The sequence below is a fragment of the Pseudomonas sp. P7548 genome (assembly GCF_013386585.1).
Taxonomy (GTDB): Bacteria; Pseudomonadota; Gammaproteobacteria; order Pseudomonadales; family Pseudomonadaceae; genus Aquipseudomonas.
In genome coordinates, this window is record NZ_JACARO010000042.1 from 60,094 (window position 1) to 78,164 (window position 18,071).

Below are 18,071 nucleotides of genomic sequence, written 5' to 3' on the forward strand. Positions count from 1 at the left end.
TGTCTGGGCTGGCGCGGCGCGAGCAAGCTCGCTCACTACAAAGATCGGGTTTATAGCAGGGGGATCGAGTAGCTCACGAACACGCGGTTCTGGTCCTGGTCCCGTGCGACGTCGCTGCGCGATACGCCGTTGCGCCAGCCAAACCCGACGTTCTTGAACGTGCCGCTCTGCACCACGTAATCCAGGGAGATATCCCGCTCCCACTCGCTGGCGTTGTTGCCGGCGGTGGTGAGGATGTGGTCGCCCTTGAGGTACATCACCGACGCCTTGAGCCCCGGCAGGCCCAGTGCGACGAAGTCGTAGGCGTATTGCGCAAACGCCGTGCGCTCGCCGGCCTGGATGAAGGTCTGCACGGTGCGGTCGGTGTAGAGGTAGAGGCTGGAACCGCCCTCCCCTTTGTTCACCAGACCACCCTGGTTGAGCTGGGCGAAGTTGCTGTCGTCCGACACTTGCTGGTAACCCGCCGTAATCGCGTGCGGACCCAGGGAGTAGATGAACGCCGCACTCCAGGTGTTGTTGTCGATTTCACCCGTGCCGTTCTTGGTATAGCCGCTGAACTTGTAGCCTTCGGCCCGCCCGGCGGCGCTGCTGTTTTTGCCGTCGGAGGTGGTCTTGAAGTAACGCAGGTCGGTTTTCAACGAGCCGTAATCGCCCAGCGGCAACACGTGGATCAAACCGGCAAAGTGCTGCTGGTAATAGTCTTCAAGATTGGCGTAGTAGTACTGGACCATCAGGTCCTTGGTCACCTGGTAATCGGCGCCGGCATAGTTGAATTTGTTGCTTTCCTGAGTGCCGCCCGCCGCCGCCAACCCACTGCGGTCGCTGGAACCTCGACCGGTGGTGTGTTGCAGCTGGCCGCCGATCAGGGTCAGGTTGTCGATGTCCTTGCTGGTGATCTGCCCGCCTTCGAACGACTGCGGCAACAGGCGGCCATCGTTACTCACCAGGATCGGCAAGTTCGGCCGCAGGTAGCCGTAGCGCAGTTCACTCCCGGCGAAACGCGCCTTGGCCGTTGCGCCGCCACGGGCCCAGCTGTCTGCCGCCTTGCCGTCATCGTTGGGGATCATCGAACTGCCCACATGGCGCCCGGCGCCGCTGTCGAGGGTCACGCCGAGCATGCCGATCGCATCCAGGCCAAAGCCGACCGTGCCGTCGGTAAAGCCCGACTGGTAGTTGAGGATAAACGCCTGGGCCCACTCTTCAGTCTTCGACGGTGCCGCCGCACCGTCACGGTTATCGTTGTTGAAGTAGAAGTTGCGCATGTTCAAATTGGCTTTGCTGTCCCCCAGGAAGTCAGCCGAGGCCAAGGGGCTCAGGGCCACGCCCAACGTACCGGTCAATACGCTTAATACATTCAAAGTGGCTTTCATCAGGACGAGCTCCAGCGCGGAATTCAAGTTCCGGGCGCAAAAAATGGGCAGCAGAAAGCACTCGGCCAAACTCGGGTTGGCCGGTGCGTTAACTAACGTTCAACGACTTAGTTGTGCGAAGTGGACCTCCGTAAACGGCTAGTCAATCAATCCATGAGCGTCATAAAACGGGTACGGCCCCGGGTAGTCCCCGAACACCGCGTTGTGGCTGATCAACCCTTGAGATTGATCCCAGCGGTGCAGCAGGTAACCGGCCGGTTCCAGGTTGAAATGCGCAGGGGCTGCATCCTGCAAATCAAGCACGATCTGGTGCGAGGTGCCCGGGCACACACAACTGATGCTGCCACCGAAACGCCGCTGCATCGGACGATGCAAATGCCCGCAGAGCAGGCGCTCCACCTGCGGGTGACGAGCGACCACACGCTCCAGGGCAGCGGCGTTGATAAAGGGTTCGCGGTCCATATGGCCAATGCCGCTGATAAACGGCGGGTGGTGCAGGATCAGCAAAGTGGGCGCGTCGGGGCGCAGCGCCAACTGTTCGTCGAGCCACTGCAATTGACTGTCGAGCAACTGGCCGCCGTGGCCACCGGGGATGGTCGAGTCCAGGCCGATCAAGCGCAGCGGATGTTCGTCCACCACCCAGTCCAGCGGGCCGTCAGCCGACGCTGGCAAGTAGGCGTGATCCGCAAATGCGTGAAGCAACGGCCCCCGCGTGTCGTGGTTGCCTGGCACCAGGTAGCACGGCATGTGCAGGCGTGCGAGTTCAGGGTGCAGCACGGCGTATTCATCGGCACGGCCGAAGTCCACCAGGTCGCCACTGATGACCACGATGTCGGGCCGTGGGTGACTGGCGTTCAAATGGTCGACGGCACGGCGCAGCGCGCCCAAGGTATCGACCACACCATAGGTGAGGCGTTGGCCGGCTTTGAGGTGCAGGTCGCTGATCTGCGCAACGATAAACGGACGATTCACAAATAGAGTCTCAGGCATTCAGGGTGAACAACATATGCGGCGCAATCGCCAGGGCAATCGGTGCGCCGACGGCGTAGAGCTGGTTGTCGCTGCTGTCCACCAGCAGCGGTTGCGGGCCGCCCACCTCCACCAGTAAACGGCTCTGCGCGCCCTGGAAGAACTGCGCCAGCAGGTGGCCGTGCAGGTGCCCTTCGCTCTCCATCACCTTGAGGTGTTCGGGGCGGCAATACACCGTGCTGGGCCGCTCGGCGGCATGCCACGGCAGCTCGCCGCCGCAGACTTTCAAACCATGGGCCGACGACGCGATCACCGGGAAAGCATTGAGGTTGCCGACAAAGCCTGCGACGAAGGCATTGGCCGGTTTCTGGTAGATCTCCCGCGGGCTGGCCAACTGCGCGACACGCCCCTGCTCCATCACCAGGATGCGGTCGCCCAGGGCCATGGCTTCGCCCTGGTCGTGGGTGACGAACACCGAGGTGATGCCGAGGCCACGCAGCAGCTCATTGAGCTCGCTGCGCAGGCGTTCGCGCAGTTGTGCGTCGAGGGCCGCCAGGGGTTCGTCCAGCAACAACACTTTCGGGCGCGGGGCCAAGGCGCGGGCCAACGCCACCCGCTGGCGCTGGCCGCCCGACAACTCATGGATGCTGCGCTTGCCATGATTTTGCAAGCCAACCAGTTCCAGCAACTCGTCGCAGCGCTTGTTGCGCTCCAGCGCGGCCATGCCGCGAATCTTCAAGCCGTAGACGATGTTCCCGGCCACATCCAGGTTGGGAAACAGCGCGTAGTTCTGGAACACCATGCCCACGTCGCGGTGCTCGATGGGCAGGCGGGTCACGTCCTGATCACCAAACAGCACCTGGCCCACATCCGGGCGTTCCAGGCCGGCGATCAGGCGCAAGGTGGTGGTCTTGCCGCAGCCGGACGGGCCCAGGATCGCCAGGGTCTCGCCGCCTTCGACGGTCAGGTTCAAGTCATGCACGGCCACGGTGCCGTCGGCGAACGCCTTGCGACAGCCTTGCAGGCGGATAGTGATAGCGGTCATCGACGCTCTCCACGGGACAAACGGGCACTGATGGCCTGCAGCGCAATCAGCAGCGGCACGATCATCAGCAAAAAGATAAGGGTGTAGGCGCTGGCGATTTCCAGGCGTGCCGAGGCGTAGCTGTCGGCCAGGCCCACCGGCAGCGTCTTGGTCATGGGCGTGTGGAGCATCCAGGTCAGGTTGAATTCACCCAGGGACAAGGTCACCACCATCAGCACACCGGCCAGGATCCCGGCCCGGCAGTTGGGCACCACCACGCTGAAAAAGCGCTTGATCGGCCCCGCGCCAAGGCTGGCCGCCGCCTCTTCCAGCACCGGCAGTTGCTGGCGCTGCATCACCGCCATCACCGGGCGCACCAGGAACGGCAAGGTGAACAGCACATGGCCGACCAGGATGAACAGCCAGTTGCTGCGAAAGCTGCCGAACTGGCCGTAGGTCAACAGCAACGCCAGTGCACTGGCCAAGCCGGGCATGGCCACCGGCAGCACCATTAACTCTTCGAAGGCGCGGCTGAAGCGGTTGTTCATGCGCACCAGGGCGTAGGCCGCCGGTACGCCGATCATGCAGACGCACACCGCGCAGGCCAGGGCCAGTTGCAGCGACAGCCACACAGTGGGCGAATAGGCTTGCCACACCTGGACCAGCCAGTCGAAGGTCAAGCCGCTGGACAGGCCCACGAAGAAGTTGCGGGTCAAGCCGGCCAGCAGCGACATCAGCACCGGCACCAGCATGAAGGCGCACACCAGCAAGGTGAACAGCAGTTGAATCACGAACAGCGATGAACGTTTCACAGCACAGTCCCCGCGTTTTTCACCAGGCGCCGGGTAAGCAGCAGCACCGCCCAGGTCACCGCGCCCAGCACCACTGACAGCGCAGCAGCGACGGCAAAGTTGGCGTAGTTGGTGAACACGTTGTAGATCGCCACCGGGGTGACATTGAGCCGCGTGCCCAAGGTAAAGGCCGTACCGAAGGCGCCCATGGACGTGGCAAAACAGATCGCCCCGCACGACGCCAACGCAGGCGCCAAACCCGGCACGATCACGTCGCACACCACGCGCCAAAGCCCGGCGCCCAGGGAGTGCGCGGCCTCCTCCAGGCTGCGGTCGAGGCTCTCGCACGCCGCCATCACCGTGAGGATCACCCGCGGAATCGAGAAGTATAGGTAGCCCACAAACAGTCCTGCCAGCGAGTAGGCGAAGATCCAGCGCTCACCGACCAATTGCAGGCCCAGTGAAGCCAGCAAGCCTTGGCGACCGGCCAGCAGGATCACCAGGAAGCCCACCACCACGCCGGGAAAGGCCAAGGGAAAGGTGAGCAACGCGACCAATGCCGAGCGCCCGAAGAACTGGTGCCGGGCGAGGAACACCCCGCTGATGCCGCCGATCACCAACGCGACCAGCGTCACCACCACGGCCAGGACCAAGGTTTGCCCGAGGCTGCCCAGGTACTGCGCACTGCTGAGCACCTGCCAATAGCCGCTGCCATTGGCGTCACGGCTCTCGGCGCCAAGCACCACCAGGTGCGCCAGCGGCAACAGCCAGAACGCCAGCAGCACCGCAAAGGCCGGGGCCAGGGCCCAGGCTGCCTGTCTTGCCGATGCGGCCACTTACTTGACCTCGTTCAGGTAACGGGCGGCGAAGGCTTCCTGCACGGCGGCCATTTTTTCGTAGTCCACCACGCCGGCGCGGGCATAGTCGCTATCGGGCAGGAACTGTGCCGCCACGTCAGCCGGCATTTTCATCGCGCGCACCGGGCGCAGATAGGCCTTGGCCCACAGTGCCTGGCCTTCGTCCGACAGCACGAAGTCGAGGACCTTCTCGGCATTGGCGCGGTGCGGTGCGTTGGCCACCAGGCTCATCACGTAGGGAACGCTGATGCTGCCTTCCTTGGGGATCACGAAGGCGACGTTGGCGTTGTCCTTGTAGCGGGCGCGGTAGGCGTTGAAGTCGTAGTCCACCAGGATGGGCAGCTCACCCGACAGCACCCGCGCATAAGCAGTTTGCTTGGGCACGATGGGGGCGTTTTTCGCCAGCTTCTGGAAGTAGTCGATGGCCGGCGCGAAGTTGTCCAGGTCGCCGCCCATGGCGCGGTTGATCGCCACGGCCGAGACGTAGCCGACAAACGCGCTGGACGGGTCGAGGTAGCCGACCATGCCTTTGTACTCAGGCTTGAGCAGGTCGGCCCAGCTTTGCGGCACCGGCAAACCACCCAGCGCATCGACGTTGACCATGATACCCAAGGTGCCGGAGTGGATTGCGAACCAGTGGCCGGCCGGGTCTTTCAAACCAGCAGGAATCTGGTCCCAGGCCTTGGGTTTGTAGGTGCCCACCACGTCGGCCTTCTGCGCTTGCAGGCCGAAGGTCACGCCGTAGTAAACGACGTCGGCCACGGGCGCGGCTTTTTCGGCCACCAACTGCGCCAGGGACTGGCCGGAGTTCTTGTTGTCCAGCGGCACCTGCACGCCGGTGCTGGCGGCGATGGCCTTGAGCTGAGTGCCCCAGTCGGCCCAGTCGGGCGGGCAGTTGTAGCAGATAGCGGTTTCGGCAGCCTGGGCCAGGCTGGCGGCCCCGCACAGCAGCACGGCTGCCAGGGTTTTACTGAACGCGCGCATCAGGCGTCTCCTCATGGGGTTGGGTGCTGTCGCCCGGCCGGATATGGCAAGGCAGGCAATGGGAAATCGGATCGTTGCCGGCGATCTGCGCCAGCAACTGGTCAATCACGGTGCTGGCGAGCAGCGCGATGGGCTGCACCACGCTGCACAGGGTCGGGTGCATTTGGGTGCCGAGGCTGATGCCGTCAAAGCCCATCACCGAGAGTTGCTCGGGGACGTTCCAACGGTTGCGGCGCAGTTCGGCGATCAGGCTGATGGCCAGGAAATCGTTGGAACACACCAGTGCGGTGGGCGCGTCCGGACCTTGCAGGAAGGGTTCGATCGCGGCGAATTCGGCCTGGGTGTGGGCCGGCATTTCGATCACCGGGCGGCTGTCGAGGCCGTATTCGTTCATGGCGTCGCAGTAACCGGCGTAGCGCAGGCGCGCCCGGTCGGATTGCAACGCGGGGCCGGCGACCATACTGATACGGCGGTGCCCGGCCTCCAGCAAATAACGCGTGGCCAGGGCCATGCCGGCACGGTTATCCACCGACACGGCGCTGTAGTTGGGGTTGCTCGGTTGGTGATAAGCCAGCACGAACGGGGTTTGTTCGGTGTTCAGGCTGCTGAGCACGGCATTGCTTTCGGCATCGGTGACCGTCAGCACCAGGCCGTCGACCCGTTGGCGCAGCAGCTCTTCCACTACGATGCTCTCGCGCTCGCTGTTGTAGTCGGTAGTGGCCAGCAACAGGCTGTAGCCACGCAACCGAGCGGCGCGCTCCATGGCCTGGAACTGTTCGGCGAACACCGGGTTGAGCAGGTTGGGCACCACCACGCCGATCAACTGGGTGGTTTGCAGGCGCAACTGGCGACCCAGCAGATTGGGGCGAAACCCCAGTTCACGGGCGGCAGCGAACACCTGCTCACGGGTGGTCGGGCGCACTTGGTCGGGAGAAGCAAAGGTACGGGCGGCGGTAGCGCGGGATACGCCAGCCAGCCGTGCAACGTCTTTCAAGTCAGTCATTGTCACTCGCTTGAGATCGATCTCATTGGCGAGGACAGTAGCGAGGGAATGTGGCAGTCCAGTGGTGAGAAGATGACAATTTGATGGCAATCAGCAACGACACCCTCTGCCGCCAAGAGGAGATCCAATGGGGGAGCTGGCTTGCCTGCGATAGCGATGTGTCCGGCAGCACATCCGGCACAGGAAGACCGCTATCGCAGGCAAACCAGCTCCCACATTCGACCGCATTTCAAAGAGTGGACTCGGTCACCTGTGGGAGCTGTCGAGCTTCAGCGAGGCTGCGAAGGCGGTGGGTCAGGCGACGTCTCTATTGGCTGCGCCGCCGCTTTCGCAGGCAAGCCAGCTCCCACATTCGGCCGCATTTCAACGGATAGACTCGGTCACCTGTGGGAATTGTCGAGCCCCAGCGAGGCCGCGAAGGCGGTGGGTCAGGCGACGTCTCTATTGGCTGCGCCGCCGCTATCGCAGGCAAGCCAGCTCCCACATTCGGCCGCATTTCAACGGATAGACTCGGTTACCTGTGGGAGCTGTCGAGCTTCAGCGAGGCTGCGAAGGCGGTGGGTCAGGCGACGTCTCTATTGGCTGTACCGCCGCTTTCGCAGGCAAGCCAGCTCCCACAGTGAATTGCATTTCAAAGGATGGACTCGGTCACCTGTGGGAGTTGTCGAGCCCCAGCGAGGCTGCGAAGGCGGCTTGCCAGGCGACATCTGTATTGGCTGTACCACCGCTTTCGCAGGCAAGCCAGCTCCCACATTCGGCCGCATTTCAACGGATGGACTCGGTTACCTGTGGGAGCTGTCGAGCTTCAGCGAGGCTGCGAAGGCGGTGGGTCAGGCGACGTCTCTATTGGTTGTACCGCCGCTATCGCAGGCAAGCCAGCTCCCACATTCGACCGCATTTCAAAGGATGGACTCGGTCACCTGTGGGAGTTGTCGAGCCCCAGCGAGGCTGCGAAGGCGGTGGGTCAGGCGACGTCTCTATTGGCTGCGCCGCCGCTATCGCAGGCAAGCCAGCTCCCACATTCGACCGCATTTCAACGGATGGACTCGGTTACCTGTGGGAGCTGTCGAGCCCCAGCGAGGCTGCGAAGGCGGTGGGTCAGGCGACGTCTCTATTGGCTGTACCGCCGCTTTCGCAGGCAAGCCAGCTCCCACATTCGACCGCATTTCAAAGGATGGACTCGGTCACCTGTGGGAGTTGTCGAGCCCCAGCGAGGCTGCGAAGGCGGTGGGTCAGGTGGCACCTCTATTGGCTGTGCCATCGATTTCTCAGGCAAGCCAGCTCCCACAGGGAACGCGGTCAGGGATGGAACACCAAGCCTTCCTTGAAAGCGACTGCAAGTATGTCTTGGGCCGAAACGTTCACCCACCCCTCCGCATCGGGCGTACCGACAGTTGCCAACCATCGCCCCACCATCTGATACCCCAGCGCATAGCCCAGCCACCTCGGCTTGTCGCCCGTGCCAAAAAACCACGCGCTGTGATCGTAGTACGTCGCTGCCAGGTCACTCGCATCCACCGGATCCGCCTGCAAGGTTTCCAGGCTCAGCGCCCTCTCCCACGGCTCTGGCTCACTGCCCAACACGTGCCGCACAAACTGCCCGGCCAGGCCTTCGCTGATCAGAGCTTCGCCCAACGTCCAGCCATACCCGGGGCCCGCCATGCGCAGGCAGTGATGCACCTCATGAATGATGTGACGAAGCATCGCGCCGTCGCGCAGGCTGGCGGCAAAGTTTGGATTGTCAGGGTCCAGGGTCATGGAGAACATCGTACTGCGATAGGCGCGTCCCACCAGGCCGAGTTCGGCGAGGGTTTCGCCGGGCAGTCGCTGGATCAGTACATCCAGCCGAGGGGGTGGCATCCAGCGGGAAATGGCCTGGTAGGCGTTCTCGAATGCGAGGGTCAATTGACCGCGCTGCTCGACCAGTGAGCCCGAAGCCTCCAGCCAATGAAGTGTCCAAGCGTCCATTCTCACCTCTCGTCGTCCCAACCGGTTTATGTCACTGGAGCGGCCCATCATACCGTTGAGCTGTCATATCCATAGGTCAGTTTAAAAGCAGGGCAGCAAAATCCGCCCGCTAACCTTTCGATTCGATCCAAGTGCGGGCACAATGCGTGTCCTTTTTTGGCAGGCACCGCCGCAGGCTCTCAAAAATGATCAAAACGCCGTACTACCTCATCGATAAACAGAAGCTTCTGGTCAACATGCAGAAGATTGCTTACGTGCGCGAGCAGTCCGGCGCCAAGGCGTTGCTGGCGCTCAAGTGCTTTGCCACCTGGTCGGTGTTCGACCTGATGCAGCAGTACATGGACGGCACCACGTCGTCGTCGCTGTATGAGCTCAAGCTCGGTCGCCAGAAGTTCGAAGGCGAGGCGCACGCCTACAGCGTGGCCTGGGCCGACGATGAAATCGAAGAGATGCTGGATAACTGCGACAAGATCATCTTCAACTCCATCAGCCAGCTGCAGCGTTTTGCCGAACGTAGCGAAGGCAAGACCCGTGGCCTGCGTGTGAACCCGCAGGTGAGCAGCTCCGACTACCTGCTGGCCGACCCGGCGCGCCCGTTCAGCCGCCTGGGCGAATGGGACCCGGTGAAGATCGAAGGCGTGATCGACCAGATCTCCGGTTTCATGTTCCACAACAACTGCGAGAACGGCGACTTCAGCCTGTTCGACAAGATGCTCGGTGTAATCGAAGAACGCTTTGGCGCGCTGCTTCACAAGGTCGAGTGGGTCAGCCTCGGCGGCGGCATCCACTTCACCGGTGAAGACTATGCCGTGGACGCGTTCTGCGCCCGCCTCAAGGCGTTCTCCGAGAAGTACGGCGTGCAGGTCTACCTGGAGCCCGGCGAAGCGGCGATCACCAACAGCGCTTCCCTGGAAGTCACCGTGCTCGACACCCTCTACAACGGCAAGAACCTGGCCGTGGTAGACAGCTCCATCGAAGCCCACCTGCTGGACCTGCTGATCTATCGCCTCAACGCCAAGCTGGCGCCAAGCGACGGCGAACATACCTATATGGTGTGCGGCAAATCCTGCCTGGCCGGGGACATCTTCGGCGAGTATCAATTTGATCGTCCGCTGGCCATCGGCGATCGGCTGTCGTTCATCGACACCGCAGGCTACACCATGGTCAAGAAAAACTGGTTCAACGGCCTGAAAATGCCGTCCATCGTAGTGAAACAACTCGACGGTACTGTCGAGGTGGTTCGTGAATTTGGTTACGACGACTACCTGTCCAGCCTTTCGTAAGCTGGCGGATAAAGGAGAGATAAAGCAATTGAAAAAGAACGTTCTTATCATTGGTGCAGGAGGTGTCGCCAAGGTGGTGGCCCACAAGTGCGCGCAGCACAACGACGAACTCGGTCGTATTGCTATCGCGTCGCGCAACATCTCCAAATGCCAGGCCATCATCGACAGCGTCAAGGCCAAGGGTAGCCTCAAGGTTCCCGCCGACATCCAAGCCTTCGCGCTGAACGCCCTGGACGTGGAAGCGACCAAGGCCCTGATCCGCGAGACCGACTCGCAGATCGTCATCAACGTGGGTTCCGCGTTCCTCAACATGTCGGTCCTGCGTGCCTGCATCGACACGGGCGTTGCGTACCTCGACACCGCCATCCACGAAGAGCCGGGCAAGGTCTGCGAGACCCCGCCGTGGTACGGCAACTACGAATGGAACCACCTGGAAGAGTGCAAACAGAAGAACATCACAGCCATCCTTGGCGTGGGCTTCGACCCGGGTGTCGTCAACGCGTATGCCGCGCTGGCGCAGCAACAGCATTTCGACCGCATTGATTCGATCGACATCCTCGACGTCAATGCCGGCTCCCATGGCAAATACTTCGCCACCAACTTCGACCCGGAAATCAACTTCCGCGAGTTCACCGGACAGGTGTGGAGCTGGCAGAACAGCCAGTGGACCAGCAACACCATGTTCGAAGTCAAACGTACTGACGACCTGCCAGTTGTCGGTTCGCAGAACCTCTACCTCACCGGCCACGATGAAGTGCACTCGCTGTCGAAAAACCTCGACGTGCCCAACGTGCGTTTCTGGATGAGCTTCGGCGAACACTACATCAACGTGTTCACCGTGCTGAAGAACCTCGGCCTGCTCTCCGAGAAGCCGGTCACCACCGCCGAAGGCCTGGAAGTGGTGCCGTTGAAACTGGTCAAGGCCGTACTGCCCGACCCGTCTTCGCTCGCCCCTGGCTACACCGGTAAGACCTGCATCGGCGACCTGGTCAAAGGCACCAAGGACGGCCAGCCGCATGAGATGTTCATCTACAACGTGGCATGTCACGAAGAAGCCTTCGCTGAAACTGACAGCCAGGGCATCTCCTATACCGCAGGCGTGCCACCGGTGGCCGCTGCGCTGCTGGTTGCCCGTGGCGAGTGGGATGTCAAGCACATGGCCAACGTCGAAGAACTGCCGGCCGAGCCGTTCCTGAAGGCGCTGGATGTGATGGGCCTGCCGACCCGCATCAAGGACGAGCACGGTGATCGTGCGTGGGATGCGACTGCCTGATAGGCAATTGCTGACCAAAAAAATGCGCCCCACGGGGCGCATTTTTTGTTTGGGGCTCACACGAATCTCAAAGCCAATGAAGCTCTAAATGTGGGAGCGGGCTTGCTCGCGAATGCGGTGGGCCAGTCGATATCTCTAGTGACTGATACCCCGCATTCGCGAGCAAGCCCGCTCCCACATTTGGATCTCCAGTGGATTTTGAATATCGATTATTCCAGGTTACGGGCCGAGTTACTCAGCGCTCTCGAACATTGCAACAACGCCGGCGCCAACTGTTTCTCTGCATCCGCCCGAGTCCAGCGGCTGGTGGGCGCGACCACATGCACCGCCGCCACCGGCCGGCCATTGGCACCCAGCACGGGCGCGCCGATGGTCATGTCACCCAGGAACAGCTCCTGGCCATTCACCGCATACCCCTGCTCGCGCACCTGTTGCAACGATTCCAGAATCTGTTCGACGTCCGTCAGCGTCTGGCTGGTGTGGGCAATACGCTGGCTGTGCTTGATCAACACCAGCGCCTCTTCCTGCGGCAGCGCGCTCAGATACGCACGCCCCGACGCCGTGCAATACATCGGCACTCGCGAGCCGATCGGCATGTGCACCGGCACAAACCCCGAGCTGACGAATCGTGCGATGTAAGTCATGTCGTAGCCCGCAGGCTCAGTGAGGCACGAGGTTTCGCCGGTCAGCCGGGTCAGTTCCGACAGAAACGGGTTGGCCACTTCAATCAACGAATGCGCATCCAGGTAGCTGAAGCCCAGCTCCAGCACCCGTGGGGTGAGTTGGTAATGCCGTGTGCGAGAGTGTTTCCGAAGGTAACCCAGGCTTTCGAGGGTAAACACCATGCGCTGGGCCGAACTTTTGGTCATGCCGGCCGCCTCGGCCACCTCTGCAAGGCTCATGCTGCGGCGCTGTGCGCTGAATGCCTTGAGCACCGACAGGCCTTTTTCCAAGGATTGGTTGTGCAAACTGTTGCGTTCTTCAGACATGGCGGACTCGCGGCGTAGGTGGCTCAGGCGTGGCGATATTTCTACCGCAAATTACAAAAATAGACCACTAAATATCGCATATCGATACGAACAGTTCATTTTGTCGATTTTATAAAGCGCTATACGATTTTTAACAATCGAAATGGCACAGAGCTTGCGTTTTCATCGGCAGCCGCTTGCGGTACTGACTTTCCGTTTTCCTTCTGGAGTAACCCGATGAACAGTCTTTCGCCCTTGTTTCGCCGCCTCGCCTTCGGTCTCTGTGCCGCCCTGTGTGTCACCGCCGTGCACGCAGAAAGTGCGTCCTCGTACAAAGTCGGTGCAACGGCCAGTGGTTCGCCGTTCACCTTCCTCGACATCAAGAGCAACAGCATTCAGGGGGTGATGGTCGACGTGGCCGAGGCCGTGGGCAAGGCCGGTGGATTTACCAGCCAGATCGAGCAGACCAACTTCGCCGCGCTGATTCCCTCCCTCACCTCCGGCAAGCTGGACTTCATTTCGGCCGGCATGCTCAAGACCGAGGAGCGCACCAAGGTCGTCGATTTCAGCGCCCCGGTGTATGCCTACGGTGAAGGCCTGATCATCAACGCCGACGACAACGCCAGCTACCCCGACCTGACGCCCCTCAAAGACCAAGTGGTCGGCGTGCAGGCCGGCACGATCTTTTATGACCAACTGAACAAGCTCGGCATCTTCAAGGAAATCCGCACCTACGACTCCATCGGCGAGATGGTTCGCGACCTGTCCCTGGGCCGCATTAAAGCCGCCGTGGGCGACCAGCCGGTGGTGGCGTACCAGATCCGTCAGAAGCTGTTCAAAGGCGTGAAACTGGCCGCCGACTACAAGCCCACCAACGTCGGCGAAGTGTGCCTGGTGGTGCGCAAGGGCGACACGCAAACCCTGGAACGCCTGAACAGCGCCATCGCCAGCATCAAGGCCGACGGCACCCTGGACAGCATCCTCAAGAAGTGGGGACTTGATACCCAGGTGCGCCCATGAACCCGGCTGAGTTCCTGCAAAACGCCCAGGATTTCCTGCCGATCCTGCTGCAAGGCGCCTGGGTGACGATCCAGATCACCGTGCTGTCGTTCCTGCTCAGCAGCGCCATCGGCCTGGTGCTGGCGCTGCTCAAGCTGTCGCCGATCCGTGCGCTGTCGTGGACCGCCAGCACCATCATCAACGTGATCCGTGGCCTGCCGATCATCGTGCAGCTGTTCTACATCTACTTCGTGCTGCCGGACATGGGCGTGCACCTCACCGCGTTCTATGCCGGTGTGATCGGCATGGGCATCGCCTACTCGGCGTACCAGGCCGAGAACTTCCGCACCGGCATCATTGCCGTGGAACAGGGCCAGCGTGAAGCCGCCGAAGCCCTGGGCATGCGCTCGGTGCTGATGATGCGCCGGGTGATCCTGCCCCAAGCGTTTCGCATCGCCTTGCCGCCCTATGGCAACACGCTGGTGATGATGCTCAAGGACTCGTCCCTGGTGTCCACCATCACCGTGGCGGAGATGACCCGCCAGGGCCAACTGATCGCCTCGTCGACCTTCCAGAACATGACCGTCTACACCCTGGTCGCCCTGCTCTACCTGCTGATGAGCCTGCCGCTGGTGTATGGCCTGCGCCGCATGGAACAGCACCTGGGCCGGAGGAAAAAAGCATGATCGAGATTCGCCAACTGCAAAAACACTACGGCAGCCACCGCGTTCTGCACGGCGTCGACCTGGACGTGGCCAAGGGCGAAGTGGTGTGCCTGATCGGGCCGTCGGGTTCGGGCAAGTCCACCCTGCTGCGCTGCATCAATGCGCTGGAAGCCTATGACGGCGGGCACATCAACGTGTTCGGCGAAACCGTGCAGCGCGGCAGCAAGACCGTGCACGCCCTGCGCAGCCGCATGGGCATGGTGTTCCAGCGCTTCAACCTGTTCCCCCACCGCACCGTGCTGGAAAACGTCATGGAAGGCCCGGTGTACGTCAAAGGTGAACCCGTACAGCAGGCCCGCGAAGAAGCCCTGGTGCTGCTGGAAAAAGTCGGCCTGAGCGCCAAGGCCGATGCCTACCCGGAACAACTCTCCGGTGGCCAGCAACAACGCGTGGCCATCGCCCGCGCCCTGGCGATGAAACCCGAAGCCATGCTGTTCGACGAACCCACCTCGGCCCTCGACCCTGAGCTGGTGGGCGACGTGCTGGCGGTGATGCGCACCCTCGCCGACGAAGGCATGACCATGATCGTGGTCACCCACGAAATGGGCTTTGCCCGGGAAGTGGCCGACCGCGTGTGCTTCCTGCACGGCGGCTACATCGTCGAAAGCGGCCCGGCCGAGCAAGTGCTGGGCAACCCGCAGCAACCGCGCACCCAGGACTTCCTGCGCCGCGTGCTGCACCCCACCGGCGATACGCGGAGCCTGTCATGAAGTCATTGTGGTCAGCGACCGCTCCTGCGGCCGTGCCAACCCCGACGCTGGGTGAGTCGGTGAAGGTGGATGTGGCAATTGTCGGCGCCGGCTATACCGGCCTGTCCACCGCCCTGCACTTGGCCGAACGTGGCGTGAGCGTGTGCGTGCTGGAAGCCAACGAGCCGGGCTGGGGCGCTTCCGGGCGCAATGGTGGGCAGGTCAACCCGACGCTCAAATACGACCCGGAACAGCTGGTGCAGATGTACGGGCCAGAGCGTGCCGAACCGTTGATTTCCACCGTGTCGAATTCGGCCGACCTGGTGTTCAGGTTGATCGAAAAACACCGCATCGATTGCGCCCCAGTGCGCAAGGGTTGGATGCAGGTGTCGTACACCGAAAAAGGCGTGGCCGGGTTGCACGCACGGGCCGAGCAATGGGCGCGGCGTGGCGTGCCGGTGCAGGCCTTGAACGCCACAGCAGTGGCTTCGCGCATGGGCAGCGAGGCCTTTGCCGGTGGTTGGCTCGATGGCCGCGCCGGGGCGATTCAACCCTTGGCCTACGCGCGCGGCCTGGTGGGCGCGGCGTTGGCGGCGGGTGTGCGGATTCATGGGCAAAGTGCGGTGACGGGCTTGCAGCGCCAGGGTTCTGGCTGGCAATTGCAGACGGCTGGCGGTGCCCAGGTCACGGCGGATCGCGTGGTGCTGGCCACCAACGGCTACAGCGGCAACCTGTGGCCGGGCATGGCCCAGAGCATCCTGGCGGCCAACAGTTTTATCGTCGCCACCAAGCCGTTGAGTGGGCGTGCGGCCGAGAGCATTTTGCCGGGGCAGGAAACGGTGTCCACTGCTCAGCGGCTGTTGTTGTACTTCCGCAAAGACAGCCATGGGCGCTTGCTGATGGGCGGACGCGGGTTGTTCAACGACCCCACTGACCCCACGGATTTTGCTCACCTTGAGCGCTCACTGGCGCTGCTGTTTCCGCAACTGGGGCCATTGGAATTCGAGTATCGCTGGGCCGGGCGGATCGCGATCACACGGGACTTCATGCCCCACGTTCACGAACCGGCACCGGGGCTCACGTTGGCGCTGGGTTGCAATGGCCGAGGCATCGCGTTGTGTACCAGCCTGGGGCAGCAATTGGCCGGGCGTTTGTGTGACAACAGCGCGGAGTTTGCCTACCCGGTCACGCCGTTGCAGCGTTTGCCGATGCATGGGTTGCAGCGCTTCTACATCGGCGCGGGGGTGGCGTGGTACAGCCTGCTGGATCGGCTCAATGTGAGCTGATATGGGAGCGGGCAAGCCTTAATGCCGATCAGTTAAGCGCAACACGACCTCTGTAGTGAGCGGGCTTGCCCGCGCTGGGCTGCGAAGCGGCCCCCAAACCAGACAACCGAATTCTGTCTGGAAGAACGCTGCCACAGGTTTAGGGCGGCTGTGCCACCCAGCGCGGGCGGTGCGACGATTCGACAAGCCCGCTCACTACAAGAACCTGGCTGCCCTTTGGTTCCTTAACTGACTGGCATTAGGGCTTGCCCGCGATGGCGGAGTATCAGCCACTGGAGGTGCTGGCAGATGTATCGCTATCGCAGGCAAGTCGAATCGTCGCACCGCAGCTCCCACACTGGATCGCCTTTTCTGGAGAATCGGATAGTCAATATTCCTCCCCCTCATCGCCCCTGATCCTGGCAGCCAGGGCCTGAGCAATGGACTTAGCTTTTACGAAGGCCTCGTCGCTGTACACGAAGGAAATTTCGCCACGGCGGTAGTCGAAATAGTAAGCCTGTTGCGTCGTGGGAGAGGTCCAGTACGCGGTTTGGTGACCACCGATGGAAATGGTCGCACCCGTGGTGGGATTAACGGCCGTCACTTCATCCTGCAACGTCATTGAAGGGTCATTGGCGCATAGCGCACGCCATTCTTCAAATGTGATTACGTGGCTTTGCGTACGAGCGATATGGAGTTCATAGGCCATGAAAAGATCCAATTGAGATGGGGTTGAAAATCCCTGAGTCGCAGCGTATCACTCGTCATCTACATTGGCTCCTCTCGGACTTTTCCGACAAGGCTTTCAGGTTGTCGCTCGGAACTTCGCTGGCTAACCTCCCTGCCGTCGCTGCCAATTCAGCGGCCGGATTTGACCGTCTGACTTCAAAGAGCAACTGCGCCAACACCGAGCTTAGGCGTTTTTTTACGTCTGATGTATCGTGTAGCGGCAGCTGTACGCGGGATACCTTCGGGTATGCCGGTTTTGTTCTTTGGGCCGGTCGGTCAACCCGCGTACAGTTGCCACCCTCTTCGATTGACCGCGAATCGTGGCAGCCCCATTTACAAAGGAGCTTCACCATGATCAGAAACACTCCAATTCCCCCAGAAACACTCTTCACTGTCCGCTCCGATTTAGACACAGAAACCTTGCTGGCCAACGCATCCCAAGACCTGGCCTCCATCAATGACATCGCGGCCCACCTGGCATTTGAAGTCAACGGTGCTCAACGCAACGTGGCGCTGGGTATCTGCCGCATGCTGGAAGGCGTGCAACTCTTAGTGAACAGGGCATTGGACGAGGCCCATCCAACCACTTGAACGTAGACGATATAAGGCGTCTGAGCTATCTTCGGACGCTTTATTGACCGACCTGGAACAGGAAGTTACCGCTTGAGCACGTCGTCCCTACTGCGAGGCCGCACCTTCGCCCTCTTCGCAGGCCTCGCCTTCATTGCAATGGACCAACTCGTCAAACTACTGGCCCTGATTTCACTGCAAACCAACAGCTTCAAATTCGGCTCCAACCTCTCAACCTCGCCTTGGAACTGAGCCTGAATCCAGGCGCCTTTCTGATCCTGGGCGCGGCGTTGCCGCCGCAGGTCAAGCAACTGATTTTTATCGTCGGGGTTGCCGTCGCAGTGGCGTGGGCGATGTGGTGGTCGCTGTCCAAATGGAGCCAACCGCTGCGTAAAGTCCTGCCGCTGTACACCATCGCCCTGGGCGGTCTCGCCAACCTGATCGACCGTATTTTCCACGACGGTCATGTGGTCGACTACATGGTGTTGAACATTCGCCCGACACATACCGGGGTGTTCAATATTGCCGATATCGCCATCACTGCCGGGGCACTACTCTAGATGCGTGAATCATTGGTAAAAACCGCATAAAGCCTAACCTGCGA

At 61.5% G+C, this 18,071-nt stretch carries 17 protein-coding genes and 1 pseudogene; 8 read left to right on the forward strand and 10 right to left on the reverse strand.

The features are described from left to right. Nucleotides 1-50: 50 nt before the first annotated feature. The 8 genes from HX803_RS18100 to HX803_RS18135 all read right to left on the reverse strand — a co-directional run bounded on the left by HX803_RS18100 (nt 51) and on the right by HX803_RS18135 (nt 8,966). A complete protein-coding gene (locus tag HX803_RS18100) occupies nt 51-1,370 on the reverse strand; it encodes an OprD family porin (protein WP_178922234.1) in 1,320 nt (439 codons plus the stop codon). Nucleotides 1,371-1,508: 138 nt separating this feature from the next. After that, complete coding sequence (locus HX803_RS18105; protein ID WP_178922236.1) at nt 1,509-2,342, reverse strand: phosphodiesterase; 834 nt, start codon at nt 2,340-2,342, stop codon at nt 1,509-1,511. Between the two features lie 10 nt (nt 2,343-2,352). Continuing rightward, the gene (locus tag HX803_RS18110; protein WP_178922238.1) at nt 2,353-3,384 is read right to left on the reverse strand and encodes an ABC transporter ATP-binding protein; all 1,032 of its coding nucleotides are present in this window, start codon (nt 3,382-3,384) and stop codon (nt 2,353-2,355) included. Beyond that, nucleotides 3,381-4,175: an ABC transporter permease subunit gene (locus tag HX803_RS18115; protein ID WP_178922240.1), complete on the reverse strand. Its 795-nt coding sequence runs from the start codon at nt 4,173-4,175 to the stop codon at nt 3,381-3,383. Before HX803_RS18115 ends, HX803_RS18110 begins: the two co-directional genes overlap by 4 nt. Next, nucleotides 4,172-4,990: an ABC transporter permease gene (locus tag HX803_RS18120; protein WP_178922242.1), complete on the reverse strand. Its 819-nt coding sequence runs from the start codon at nt 4,988-4,990 to the stop codon at nt 4,172-4,174. Before HX803_RS18120 ends, HX803_RS18115 begins: the two co-directional genes overlap by 4 nt. Beyond that, nucleotides 4,991-5,995: an ABC transporter substrate-binding protein gene (locus HX803_RS18125; protein ID WP_178922244.1), complete on the reverse strand. Its 1,005-nt coding sequence runs from the start codon at nt 5,993-5,995 to the stop codon at nt 4,991-4,993. Next, the gene (locus HX803_RS18130) at nt 5,979-6,998 is read right to left on the reverse strand and encodes a LacI family DNA-binding transcriptional regulator (protein ID WP_176995643.1); all 1,020 of its coding nucleotides are present in this window, start codon (nt 6,996-6,998) and stop codon (nt 5,979-5,981) included. Before HX803_RS18130 ends, HX803_RS18125 begins: the two co-directional genes overlap by 17 nt. Before the next feature lie 1,299 nt (nt 6,999-8,297). Then, nucleotides 8,298-8,966 (reverse strand): DUF2268 domain-containing putative Zn-dependent protease, encoded by a 669-nt coding sequence (locus tag HX803_RS18135; protein ID WP_178922246.1) that lies wholly within the window; start codon nt 8,964-8,966, stop codon nt 8,298-8,300. 185 nt (nt 8,967-9,151) lie between these two features. Between HX803_RS18135 and HX803_RS18140 the strand changes: the two genes are divergently transcribed. Both HX803_RS18140 and HX803_RS18145 read left to right on the forward strand, forming a co-directional pair. Next, complete coding sequence (locus HX803_RS18140) at nt 9,152-10,249, forward strand: carboxynorspermidine decarboxylase (protein WP_178922248.1); 1,098 nt, start codon at nt 9,152-9,154, stop codon at nt 10,247-10,249. A gap of 28 nt (nt 10,250-10,277) precedes the next feature. Next, nucleotides 10,278-11,522 (forward strand): saccharopine dehydrogenase family protein, encoded by a 1,245-nt coding sequence (locus HX803_RS18145; RefSeq protein ID WP_176995639.1) that lies wholly within the window; start codon nt 10,278-10,280, stop codon nt 11,520-11,522. 209 nt (nt 11,523-11,731) lie between these two features. Here the strand turns inward: HX803_RS18145 and HX803_RS18150 are convergent, their stop codons facing one another. Continuing rightward, complete coding sequence (locus tag HX803_RS18150) at nt 11,732-12,511, reverse strand: IclR family transcriptional regulator (protein ID WP_178922250.1); 780 nt, start codon at nt 12,509-12,511, stop codon at nt 11,732-11,734. A gap of 216 nt (nt 12,512-12,727) precedes the next feature. Between HX803_RS18150 and HX803_RS18155 the strand changes: the two genes are divergently transcribed. From HX803_RS18155 to HX803_RS18170, 4 genes are read left to right on the forward strand one after another with little or no spacing between them, the layout of a single operon-like run. After that, a complete protein-coding gene (locus HX803_RS18155; RefSeq protein WP_178922251.1) occupies nt 12,728-13,510 on the forward strand; it encodes an ABC transporter substrate-binding protein in 783 nt (260 codons plus the stop codon). Then, nucleotides 13,507-14,175 carry an amino acid ABC transporter permease gene (locus HX803_RS18160; protein ID WP_178922253.1) on the forward strand — a complete coding sequence of 223 codons (669 nt, stop codon included), beginning with the start codon at nt 13,507-13,509 and terminating at the stop codon, nt 14,173-14,175. Before HX803_RS18155 ends, HX803_RS18160 begins: the two co-directional genes overlap by 4 nt. Continuing rightward, the gene (locus HX803_RS18165; protein WP_176995635.1) at nt 14,172-14,924 is read left to right on the forward strand and encodes an amino acid ABC transporter ATP-binding protein; all 753 of its coding nucleotides are present in this window, start codon (nt 14,172-14,174) and stop codon (nt 14,922-14,924) included. Before HX803_RS18160 ends, HX803_RS18165 begins: the two co-directional genes overlap by 4 nt. Further along, the gene (locus HX803_RS18170; protein WP_178922255.1) at nt 14,921-16,189 is read left to right on the forward strand and encodes an FAD-binding oxidoreductase; all 1,269 of its coding nucleotides are present in this window, start codon (nt 14,921-14,923) and stop codon (nt 16,187-16,189) included. Before HX803_RS18165 ends, HX803_RS18170 begins: the two co-directional genes overlap by 4 nt. Nucleotides 16,190-16,556: 367 nt before the next feature. Here the strand turns inward: HX803_RS18170 and HX803_RS18175 are convergent, their stop codons facing one another. Beyond that, on the reverse strand, nt 16,557-16,877 hold the full coding sequence (locus tag HX803_RS18175; protein WP_178922257.1) for a hypothetical protein: 321 nt from the start codon (nt 16,875-16,877) through the stop codon (nt 16,557-16,559). 371 nt (nt 16,878-17,248) lie between these two features. Here HX803_RS18175 and HX803_RS18180 point away from each other — a divergent pair, with 371 nt between their 5' ends. Together HX803_RS18180 and HX803_RS18185 are read left to right on the forward strand one after the other, a co-directional pair. Continuing rightward, nucleotides 17,249-17,488: a DUF6124 family protein gene (locus HX803_RS18180; protein ID WP_178922259.1), complete on the forward strand. Its 240-nt coding sequence runs from the start codon at nt 17,249-17,251 to the stop codon at nt 17,486-17,488. Between the two features lie 72 nt (nt 17,489-17,560). Further along, nucleotides 17,561-18,027: pseudogene (locus tag HX803_RS18185) on the forward strand (signal peptidase II). The last annotated feature ends 44 nt before the right edge of the window (nt 18,028-18,071 follow it).

Excerpts from the sequence above, each read along its gene's own strand:
- HX803_RS18100 (WP_178922234.1), bottom strand. The coding sequence starts at position 1,370 with ATGAAAGCCACTTTGAATGTATTAAGCGTATTGACCGGTACGTTGGGC.
- HX803_RS18110 (WP_178922238.1), bottom strand. The coding sequence starts at position 3,384 with ATGACCGCTATCACTATCCGCCTGCAAGGCTGTCGCAAGGCGTTCGCC.
- HX803_RS18125 (WP_178922244.1), bottom strand. The coding sequence starts at position 5,995 with ATGCGCGCGTTCAGTAAAACCCTGGCAGCCGTGCTGCTGTGCGGGGCC.
- HX803_RS18130 (WP_176995643.1), bottom strand. The coding sequence starts at position 6,998 with ATGACTGACTTGAAAGACGTTGCACGGCTGGCTGGCGTATCCCGCGCT.
- HX803_RS18135 (WP_178922246.1), bottom strand. The coding sequence starts at position 8,966 with ATGGACGCTTGGACACTTCATTGGCTGGAGGCTTCGGGCTCACTGGTC.
- HX803_RS18140 (WP_178922248.1), top strand. The coding sequence starts at position 9,152 with ATGATCAAAACGCCGTACTACCTCATCGATAAACAGAAGCTTCTGGTC.
- HX803_RS18150 (WP_178922250.1), bottom strand. The coding sequence starts at position 12,511 with ATGTCTGAAGAACGCAACAGTTTGCACAACCAATCCTTGGAAAAAGGC.
- HX803_RS18155 (WP_178922251.1), top strand. The coding sequence starts at position 12,728 with ATGAACAGTCTTTCGCCCTTGTTTCGCCGCCTCGCCTTCGGTCTCTGT.
- HX803_RS18160 (WP_178922253.1), top strand. The coding sequence starts at position 13,507 with ATGAACCCGGCTGAGTTCCTGCAAAACGCCCAGGATTTCCTGCCGATC.
- HX803_RS18165 (WP_176995635.1), top strand. The coding sequence starts at position 14,172 with ATGATCGAGATTCGCCAACTGCAAAAACACTACGGCAGCCACCGCGTT.
- HX803_RS18170 (WP_178922255.1), top strand. The coding sequence starts at position 14,921 with ATGAAGTCATTGTGGTCAGCGACCGCTCCTGCGGCCGTGCCAACCCCG.
- HX803_RS18175 (WP_178922257.1), bottom strand. The coding sequence starts at position 16,877 with ATGGCCTATGAACTCCATATCGCTCGTACGCAAAGCCACGTAATCACA.
- HX803_RS18180 (WP_178922259.1), top strand. The coding sequence starts at position 17,249 with ATGATCAGAAACACTCCAATTCCCCCAGAAACACTCTTCACTGTCCGC.